We start from the raw sequence: 9,363 nt of genomic DNA on the forward strand, positions 1-9,363 counted from the left end.
CCCAGGACGGGTCCGGCGCCCAGCAGGCGCCCAACCGGTCGCCCTAGCCGGCGTAAGTCAGCGGGTCCTCACGCAGCCGGGTGCCGTCGTTCAGCCCGTTCAACACGTCCATGTGCTCCTCGGCCAGTTCGAAGTCGAACACGTCGAAGTTGCTGGAAATGTGTTCGGGATTGGTCGAGCGGAACACCACGCCGTTGCCGAGCTGCAGGTTCCACCGCAGCAGGACCTGTGCGGGTGTCTTGCCGTACTCACCGGCGACCGACGTCACGGTGGGGTGGTCATTCAACTTGCCCAGCGCCAGCGGCGTGTACGACTGCGTGATGACGTCTTGCTCGACGTGCGCTTTGCGCAGGTCGGCCTGGTTGAGCAGGGGATGCAGCTCAATCTGGTTCACGGCGGGAGCGACGAAGGTCAGATCGGTCGCGATCTGTACGTGCTCGTCGGTGAAGTTGGAAACACCGATCGAGCGGGTGAGTCCATCCCCGCGGACCTGGATCAGCCCTCCCCAGGAGTCCACATACTTGCCGAGCTGTGGGGCCGGCCAATGAATGAGGAAGAGGTCTACGTAGTCGAGGCCTAGCCGCTCCAGGCTCTCCGCGCAGGCTTGCTGGGATCTGGTGAAGCCTTGATCGGCGGTGGCCAGCTTGGTAATGACGAACACCTCTGCGCGCGGTATGCCGGACGCTGCGATTGCGCGGCCCACGGCTGCCTCGTTGCCGTACGCGGCGGCGGTGTCGATCAGCCGACAGCCGATCTCCAGCGCCGCCGAGACCGCTCGCTCGGCCTCGTCGTCGGACAAGTCGGCGACCCCGAGGCCCAGCACCGGCATCGTGTTCTCGTCATTTAGGGTTATCGAGGGTACGGAGATGGGGGCGCCCGACTCGCCAGTCAAGGTCAATCACCTGCCTGTGAATTGAAGGTCCTCGGATCGCGATAGGTGTGGTTCAGCGACTCTGGGGATCACATCTTACCGAGGTGCATATGTCGCCTAAGCAACGGCTTGCCCGCATGTCTATGGTTTCTGCAGCGTTCCGCGCCTGCAGTCGGCCTTTTGGCCAGACGTAGAGTTGGGCTGGGGGTCGCGTCAGGGTGGGCCGGCGCCTGCCCGGTGTTGCCCGGGGACCTGAAAACTCCGACCACATCTGGCGAGGGAGTAGCCGTGACCAAGAGTCTGCCTGGCGGGCAGCACCTCCACTCGGGAGCAAGTAGCGTGCGAATTGGATTGGCGAGCCGCGTACAAAACGCCGTCACCACGGCCGGTGTCAAGGTCATGCCGTGGATTCCGGTCCGCGCGCGACGATTGCTGACGGGCGGCCGGTCGGTCGTCATCGACGGAAATACCCTCGATACCACCCTGCAGGCGATGCTGACGGGCATGCGGGCCGTTGGTATCGACGGCCTGGTCGTCGACGACGACCCGGCGGCCTCCCGGGCAATGATGGCCAAGACCATGAAAGAAATGCCCGGCCCGCAGATCCATGTCGAGGTTCGGGAAATCTCGATCCCCGGGCCTGCCGGTGAGATCCGGGCCCGGCATTACGTCCCACCCGGTGACGGCCCGGCACCGCTACTGGTCTTCTATCACGGCGGTGGCTGGGCGATCGGAGACCTGGACACCCATGACGCGCCGTGCAGACTGACCTGCCGCGATGCGGGCGTCCACGTCGTTTCGATCGACTATCGCCTGGCGCCCGAGCATCCGGCCCCCGCTGCGGTCGAGGATGCGTATGCCGCCTTCACGTGGGCCTACGAGCATGCCGAGGAGTTGGGGGCGGTCCCGGGGCAAGTAGCGGTCGGCGGAGACAGCGCCGGAGGCAACCTCGCCGCGGTGGTGAGCCAGCTGGCGCGCGACAGCGGCGGCCCAACCCCGGTACTGCAGTGGCTGCTCTACCCGCGCACCGACTTCAGCGCGAAAAGCCGGTCGCTGAGTCTGTTCGCGCGTGGCTTCCTGCTGACCAAACGTGACATCGACTGGTTCACCTCGCAATATCTGCGGGGTAGCGGCATCCAGCGGACGGATCCTCGCGTTTCCCCGGCGCTCGCCGAGTCGTTGAGCGGGCTGGCGCCGGCGCTCGTCGCGGTGGCAGGTTTCGACCCGCTGCGCGACGAGGGGGAGGAGTACGCGAACGCGCTGCGGGCGGCCGGGACACCGGTCGACCTGCGTTACCTGGGTTCGTTGCCGCACGGTTTTTTCAATCTGTTCCAACTCGGCGGCGACAGTGCCGTTGCGACGAACGAGCTGATTTCTGCGTTGCGTGCGCACCTGAGTCGGGCGTGAGCGTCCCGCCGGTAATCTAGAGGCGCCGCCGCCCGCTTTTGAGCGCGGCATTCAAAAGACATACGGAGGATCAGCGAAACTGTGGCCGACAAAAAGAAACCTCCGCGGATCGACATGAAGTCGCCCGACGGCAAGTTCGGCCGGCTGATCCAGATCGGTGGAACCGCGGTCATCGTGATATTTGCCGTCGGCTTGGTGTTCTACATCGTGACGTCGCACAAAAAGGACACCGCGCCCGCCCGCGCCATCGAGGTTTCGTCGAACAATCTGGTCACGAACCCGGACAGCAAAGAACCCAAGGCCGTGATCTCCTTGTACGAGGATTTCCTGTGCCCAGCCTGCGGTCATTTCGAGCAGGGTTTCGGGTCCACGATTAACAAGCTCATCGACATCGGAGCCGTCCGCGCCGACTACTACATGGTGGCGATTCTCAGCAAACCCTGGAACCAGCAGTATTCGGCACGCGCGGCGGCGGCCGCCTATTGCGTCGCGGACGAGTCGATCGACGCATTCCGCCGTTTCCATTCCGCGTTGTACAGCCCAGGTATGCAGCCCTCCGAAAACGACACGACCTTTCCGGACAACGCACGGCTCATCGAGTGGGCACGTCAGGCCGGCGTAATCGGCAGCGTTCCCGACTGCATCAACAGCGGCAAGTACATCTCCATGGTCGACGGGCTCGCGGCCGCCTCGAACGTGAAAGCAACGCCCACCGTCCGGATCAACGGCGAAGAATATTCGTGGTCGACGCCCCAGGCGCTGGTAGCCAAGATCAAATCGATCGTGGGCGACGTTCCTGGCATTGACGCGGCCGCAGCTGCGGCGGCGGCCTGACGCCGGTGGTGTCGGCTCAACCTGCCGAAGAAGCCGGCGACGCAGAAGCCCGCGAACCGGCTCCGACCTCCGCGCCCGACTCGCGGGTATCGGCACTCAGCGCGTGGTGGGTGCTGATCGCCGGCGTTGTCGGCCTGGTCGCCTCGTTCACCCTCACGGTCGAGAAGATCGAGATTCTGATCAATCCCGCCTATGTGCCGTCGTGCAGTATCAATCCGGTCCTGTCGTGTGGTTCGGTGATGGTGACCCCGCAGGCGTCGTTGTTCGGCTTCCCCAATCCGCTGATGGGCATCGCTGCCTTCACCGTGGTGGTGGTCACCGGAGTGTTGGCGCTGACGAAAGTGCCGCTGCCCCGGTGGTATTGGATTGGGCTGACGGCCGGCACGGTGCTCGGTGCGGTATTCGTGCACTGGCTGATCTTTCAAAGCATCTACCGCATCGGTGCGCTGTGCCCGTACTGCATGGTGGTCTGGGCGGCCACCATCACCTTGTTGGTGGTAGTCGCGGCGATCGCGTTTCGCCCGTCACCCGACACCGGCGGCGTACTGCGGTTCCTGTACCACTGGCGATGGTCGATCACCACCTTCTGGTTCACCGCGGTGTTTCTGCTGATCATGGAGCGCTTCTGGGATTATTGGTCGACACTCGTCTGAGAGGAGTCGAGGATGATCGCCAAAGTGCTGGTGGCGAACCGCGGGGAGATCGCCATCCGAGCGTTCCGCGCGGCCTACGAGCTTGGTGTCGGCACCGTGGCGATCTATGCCTACGAGGACCGCAATTCGCTGCATCGCACCAAGGCCGACGAGTCCTACCAGATCGGCGAGGTCGGACACCCGGTGCGGGCGTACCTCTCCGTCGACGAGATCGTCGGGACCGCGCGCCGGGCCGGCGCTGACGCGATCTATCCGGGTTACGGCTTCCTATCGGAGAATCCGGATCTGGCGGCGGCGTGTGTGGAAGCGGGCATCACCTTCGTCGGTCCCAGCGCCGAAGTGCTTGAGCTGACCGGAAATAAGTCCCGTGCCATCGCCGCAGCCCGCGAAGCGGGACTGCCGGTGCTGACGTCGTCGGCACCGTCGTCCTCGGTCGACGAACTGGTTTCGGCGGCACAGGACATGCGGTTTCCGGTATTCGTCAAAGCGGTAGCCGGCGGCGGGGGCCGCGGCATGCGCCGCGTCACCGATCCAGGGTCGTTGCGCGAAGCCATCGAAGCCGCCAGTCGGGAAGCGGAGTCGGCGTTCGGCGACCCGACCGTCTATCTCGAGCAAGCCGTGATGAATCCGCGGCATATCGAGGTGCAGATCCTCGCCGACGCCCATGGCAACGTGATCCACCTCTATGAGCGTGACTGCAGCGTGCAGCGCCGCCATCAGAAGGTCATCGAACTCGCGCCGGCGCCGAACTTGCCCGCCGAGTTGCGGGAGAAGATCTGCGCCGACGCCGTCGCCTTCGCCCGGCACATCGGCTACAGCTGCGCCGGCACGGTCGAGTTCTTGCTCGATGAGAACGGGGACTACGTCTTCATCGAGATGAACCCTCGAATTCAGGTGGAGCACACCGTAACTGAGGAGATCACCGATGTCGACCTGGTTTCCAGCCAGCTGCGTATCGCTGCCGGTGAGTCGCTCGATGACCTGGGTCTGACCCAGGAGGCGGTCCAGCCACACGGCGCCGCACTGCAGTGCCGCGTCACCACTGAGGATCCGGCCAACGGCTTCCGGCCCGACACCGGCCGCATCAGCGCGCTGCGCACCCCCGGTGGTGCCGGTATCCGCTTGGACGGCAGCACTGTTCTGGGCGCCGAGATCAGCGCGCACTTCGATTCCATGCTGGTCAAGTTGACCTGTCGGGGGCGGGACTTCTCGACCGCGGTGAACCGGGCTCGTCGGTCCATGGCCGAGTTCCGCATCCGCGGCGTATCGACGAACATCCCTTTCCTGCAAGCGGTTCTGGATGACCCGGACTTCCAGGCGGGTCGCATCACCACGTCGTTCATCGACGAGCGTCCGCAGCTGCTGACCTCGCACACCTCTGCCGACCGGGGCACCAAGATCCTCAACTACTTGGCAGACGTCACGGTGAACAAGCCGCACGGCACCCGGCCGTCAACGGTGTACCCGCAGGACAAGCTGCCCGACATCGATTTGCAGGCCGCGCCGCCATCGGGTTCCAAGCAGCGGTTGGTCGAGTTGGGGCCGGAAGGATTTGCCCGCTGGATGCGGGAGTCGTCGGCGGTGCTCGTCACCGACACGACTTTCCGTGACGCCCACCAGTCGCTGCTTGCGACGCGCGTCCGCACCAGCGGATTGCTGATGGTGGCACCGTATCTGGCTCGGACCATGCCCCAACTGCTGTCCGTGGAATGTTGGGGCGGCGCGACTTACGATGTGGCGCTTCGCTTTCTGAAGGAGGATCCCTGGGAGCGGTTGGCCGCGCTGCGCGAAAAGATGCCGAACATCTGCCTGCAGATGCTGTTGCGTGGCCGGAACACTGTTGGTTACACACCGTATCCCGAGGTGGTCACCACCTCGTTCATCGAAGAGGCGACGGCGACGGGCATCGACATCTTCCGAATCTTCGACGCCCTCAACAACCTGGACTCCATGCGTCCGGCGATCGACGCGGTGCGCGAAACCGGTTCTGCGATAGCCGAAGTGGCGATGTGTTACACGGGCGATCTGTCCAACCCCGACGAGCGGTTGTACACGCTCGATTACTACCTCAGGCTCGCCGAGCGCATCGTGGATGCGGGCGCGCACGTGCTGGCCATCAAGGACATGGCCGGATTGCTGCGGCCCCCGGCCGCGCACACGTTGGTCAATGCGTTGCGCAGTCGTTTCGACCTGCCCGTGCACGTGCACACCCATGACACCCCGGGCGGCCAGCTGGCCAGCTACCTGGCGGCGTGGCACGCGGGGGCCGATGCGGTGGACGGCGCCGCCGCGCCGATGGCGGGAACCACCAGTCAGCCGGCATTGAGCTCGATTGTGGCCGCCGCCGCGCATACCGACTACGACACCGGCCTGTCGCTGTCGGCGGTGTGCGCGCTCGAACCGTATTGGGAGGGACTCCGAAAGGTTTATGCGCCCTTCGAATCTGGGCTTCCGGGCCCGACGGGTCGGGTCTATCGCCATGAGATTCCCGGTGGTCAGTTGTCGAACCTGCGCCAGCAGGCGATCGCGCTGGGCCTGGGGGATCGGTTCGAAGAGGTCGAGGAGGCCTACGCCGGCGCCGACCGGGTGCTGGGCCGGTTGATCAAGGTGACCCCGTCGTCGAAGGTCGTCGGTGACCTGGCGCTGGCATTGGTGGGGGCGGGCGTGACTGCCGACGAATTCGCCGCTGAGCCAGCCCGATTCGACATCCCGGAATCGGTGCTCGGGTTTCTGCGGGGTGAGTTGGGCGACCCGGCCGGTGGGTGGCCCGAGCCGTTGCGCTCTCGAGCGCTGGAAGGTCGCGGACCCGCCAAGCCCGACAAGGAGTTGAGCGCGGACGACGAATCGGCACTCGCCGCGCCGGGACCAAAACGCCAGGCAACTTTGAATAGGCTGCTATTTCCCGGTCCGACAAAGGAATTCGAAGAGCACCGGGAACTCTACGGCGATACGTCGCAATTGTCGGCCAACCAGTTCTTCTATGGCCTGCGGCAAGGCGAAGAGCACCGCGTGAAGCTGGAGCGCGGCGTGGAGCTGCTGATCGGGCTGGAAGCAATTTCCGAGCCCGACGAACGCGGCATGCGAACGGTGATGTGCATCATCAACGGTCAGCTGCGGCCGGTGCTGGTGCGTGACCGCTCCATCGCCAGCGCCGTTCCGGCCGCCGAGAAGGCCGACCGAAGCAATCCGGGACACATCGCGGCACCGTTCCTCGGGGTGGTCACGGTGAGCGTGTCCGAAGGCGACAAGGTAAGTGCCGGTCAGACCGTCGCCACCATAGAAGCGATGAAGATGGAAGCGCCGATCACCGCTCCCAAAGACGGCACCGTGGAGCGCGTTGCGGTGTCCAGCACCGCCCAGGTGGAAGGTGGTGACCTTCTGGTGGTGGTGAACTGACGCGCGCGGCGACGATGCAGCGCGGAGCAATGAGGAGGAGCGGCGCAGGTGACCAGGATCATCGGCGGCGCCGCCGGCGGACGACGCATCGCCGTGCCGCCGCGGGGAACCAGGCCGACCACGGACCGGGTGCGTGAGTCGCTGTTCAACATCCTCGGCGCGCGGCTCGATCTGACCGGGCTGGCCGTGCTGGACCTCTATGCCGGTTCGGGGGCGCTCGGGTTGGAGGCGCTGTCCCGCGGCGCCTCGTCGGCGTTGTTCGTGGAGTCCGACCCGCGCGCTGTTGCGGTGATCGGACGCAACATTGACGCGGTGGGTCTGCCCGGTGCGACGGTGCGCCGGGGAACGGTTGCGGCGGTCTTGGCGTCGGGGACGTCCGGTCCGGTCGACTTGGTTCTCGCCGACCCGCCCTACGATGTGGCGCCTGCAGAGATCGAGGCGGTGCTGGTGGCGCTCGACGCCCACGGGTGGGTGCATGGCGGCACCGTGGCGGTCTTCGAGCGCAGTGCCGGAGGCGCGTCATTGACTTGGCCAGAGGGTTGGTCGGTGTGGCCCGCACGGGTGTACGGCGACACCCGTTTGGAGCTGGCCGAATATGACTGAGCCCGACTGCTAGCGTCTAAAACCATGACTGGCGCGGTATGCCCCGGATCCTTTGACCCAGTGACGTTGGGCCACATCGACGTTTTCGAACGCGCCGCGGCCCAGTTTGACGAAGTGGTCGTCGCAATCCTGATCAACCCAGCGAAGAAGGGCATGTTCGACCTGGACGAGCGGATCGCGATGATCGAAGAGTCGACGACACATTTGCCGAACCTGCGGGTGGAGTCCGGGCAAGGGCTGGTGGTCGACTTCGTCCGCTCCCACGGGATGAACGCCATCGTCAAGGGGCTGCGCACCGGGACCGACTTCGAGTACGAACTGCAGATGGCGCAGATGAACAAGCACGTTGCCGGCGTCGACACGTTTTTCGTGGCCACCGCACCGCGGTACTCGTTCGTGTCGTCGTCGTTGGCCAAAGAGGTCGCGATGCTAGGCGGCGACGTGTCCGAGTTGCTGCCGGAGCCGGTGAACCGTCGGCTGGCCGAAAGGTTGTCTAGCCGAGGGTAATTCGGGTCACGGCGAGCCGTCCGGGCCCGGGGTGCCCAGCAGGGACCCGCCCTTGCCGCCCGCGCCGCCGTCGCCGGTGCCGGAGCCGTTGCCGATAAACCCGCCGCGACCGCCGTTACCGCCCGCACCGCCGGCTGATATGGGGGCGTTCCCACCCGTGCCGCCGGCCCCGCCATCGCCAAGCGGCGTCGCGCTTGTTGAACATATACCCCAGGCGGGTATATGTTCAAGGGGATCCACGGTGCGAACCTCGAGCGCGACACCGAGATCGTGGTCATCGGAGGCGCTCGCCGCGGCGCTGGAAGACGTTGGCCCGTTGGCCCGATAACCGATACTCCCGCGGCGCCGGACGATCTCGGCGCGCTCTTTTTCACCTCGGGCACCAAGGGTCCTTCCAAAGTGGTTGCCACATCTTGGAATACCTCTTCGCAGTCCGCCGGATCCGCGTGACACGCAGTTGCCCTTGCGGTTCATCTCCGCAGCGCCGATCGCCGCGAACTCCTACCGGGCGATCGAAAGCGCTACGGCTGTCGCATCGTCACTATGTACGGCATGGCCGAAGCCTTTCCGCTTGCGGTCAAAAACGTTGCCGGAGAAGGGGTTCCCGGCACGCCTGGCCGGCAACCCCGAACCTCGAAGTGCGCATCGTCGACGATGCGGGTGTGGCGGTGCACGCAGGATCTGTGGGCGAGATCACCTGCCGATCCAGGTTCTCCGGGGTGATGAGCCTGGGCTACGTTCGTCCCGACTGGCATTCGGCACTTCAAGTGGAGCCGCATCCGGAGTGGTTGCGCACGGTGATCTGGGCAAGCTCGATGCCCGGCACGACCTGACATATGTGGACCGGGGTCAAGGACTCGCTGCGCCGACGCGGTGACAATGTGTCATCGGTGGCGCTGCCGCTGAGCGCGCCCGAGATCGCCTTTTTTTGCACTACGCCGGTAGCTGCGTCGAAGACCCGCGCCGAATCACTTCTTATGCCATTAGGCGGAAATTCTGGTGGGAAGCGGTTATCGTTTGCAGCCTGCCGCGCATCTTATTTACGCGTAAAAAAAATTCTGCCTCAAGGCCTAGGGAGCCTCAAGGCCTAGG

General features: G+C 65.1%; 9 protein-coding genes. 7 read left to right on the forward strand and 2 right to left on the reverse strand.

From position 1 onward, the window contains the following. Window positions 1-43: 43 nt before the first annotated feature. The gene (locus G6N68_RS08125) at window positions 44-892 is read right to left on the reverse strand and encodes an aldo/keto reductase (protein WP_163710168.1); all 849 of its coding nucleotides are present in this window, start codon (window positions 890-892) and stop codon (window positions 44-46) included. A 378-nt stretch (window positions 893-1,270) separates the two neighbouring features. On the opposite strand from G6N68_RS08125, the gene G6N68_RS08130 reads away from it, so the two are divergent. The 6 genes from G6N68_RS08130 to coaD all read left to right on the forward strand — a co-directional run bounded on the left by G6N68_RS08130 (window position 1,271) and on the right by coaD (window position 8,271). Further along, the gene (locus G6N68_RS08130; protein WP_163718340.1) at window positions 1,271-2,278 is read left to right on the forward strand and encodes an alpha/beta hydrolase; all 1,008 of its coding nucleotides are present in this window, start codon (window positions 1,271-1,273) and stop codon (window positions 2,276-2,278) included. An 81-nt stretch (window positions 2,279-2,359) separates the two neighbouring features. Beyond that, window positions 2,360-3,112, forward strand: a complete 753-nt coding sequence (locus G6N68_RS08135; protein ID WP_163710171.1) for a DsbA family protein — start codon at window positions 2,360-2,362, stop codon at window positions 3,110-3,112. Then, on the forward strand, window positions 3,109-3,765 hold the full coding sequence (locus G6N68_RS08140) for a vitamin K epoxide reductase family protein (protein ID WP_240355696.1): 657 nt from the start codon (window positions 3,109-3,111) through the stop codon (window positions 3,763-3,765). The genes G6N68_RS08135 and G6N68_RS08140 overlap by 4 nt, the downstream gene beginning before the upstream one ends. Window positions 3,766-3,777: 12 nt before the next feature. Then, window positions 3,778-7,161: a pyruvate carboxylase gene (locus G6N68_RS08145; RefSeq protein ID WP_163710177.1), complete on the forward strand. Its 3,384-nt coding sequence runs from the start codon at window positions 3,778-3,780 to the stop codon at window positions 7,159-7,161. 48 nt (window positions 7,162-7,209) lie between these two features. Next, entirely contained in the window at window positions 7,210-7,764 is a 555-nt protein-coding gene (gene rsmD, locus G6N68_RS08150; RefSeq protein WP_163710180.1) for a 16S rRNA (guanine(966)-N(2))-methyltransferase RsmD, read from the forward strand. A 24-nt stretch (window positions 7,765-7,788) separates the two neighbouring features. Continuing rightward, window positions 7,789-8,271, forward strand: coding sequence for a pantetheine-phosphate adenylyltransferase (gene coaD / locus G6N68_RS08155; protein WP_163710183.1), 483 nt, complete (start codon window positions 7,789-7,791; stop codon window positions 8,269-8,271). A 6-nt stretch (window positions 8,272-8,277) separates the two neighbouring features. On the opposite strand, the gene G6N68_RS30110 is transcribed toward coaD, so the two are convergent. Next, window positions 8,278-8,511, reverse strand: coding sequence for a hypothetical protein (locus G6N68_RS30110; RefSeq protein WP_205351274.1), 234 nt, complete (start codon window positions 8,509-8,511; stop codon window positions 8,278-8,280). A gap of 422 nt (window positions 8,512-8,933) precedes the next feature. Here G6N68_RS30110 and G6N68_RS32060 point away from each other — a divergent pair, with 422 nt between their 5' ends. Beyond that, on the forward strand, window positions 8,934-9,104 hold the full coding sequence (locus G6N68_RS32060) for a hypothetical protein (protein ID WP_163710186.1): 171 nt from the start codon (window positions 8,934-8,936) through the stop codon (window positions 9,102-9,104). Window positions 9,105-9,363: the final 259 nt, after the last annotated feature.

Source organism: Mycobacterium bourgelatii (genome assembly GCF_010723575.1).
Classification (GTDB): Bacteria; Actinomycetota; Actinomycetes; order Mycobacteriales; family Mycobacteriaceae; genus Mycobacterium; species Mycobacterium bourgelatii.

Excerpts from the sequence above, each read along its gene's own strand:
- G6N68_RS08145 (WP_163710177.1), top strand. The coding sequence starts at position 3,778 with ATGATCGCCAAAGTGCTGGTGGCGAACCGCGGGGAGATCGCCATCCGA.
- G6N68_RS08130 (WP_163718340.1), top strand. The coding sequence starts at position 1,271 with ATGCCGTGGATTCCGGTCCGCGCGCGACGATTGCTGACGGGCGGCCGG.
- coaD (WP_163710183.1), top strand. The coding sequence starts at position 7,789 with ATGACTGGCGCGGTATGCCCCGGATCCTTTGACCCAGTGACGTTGGGC.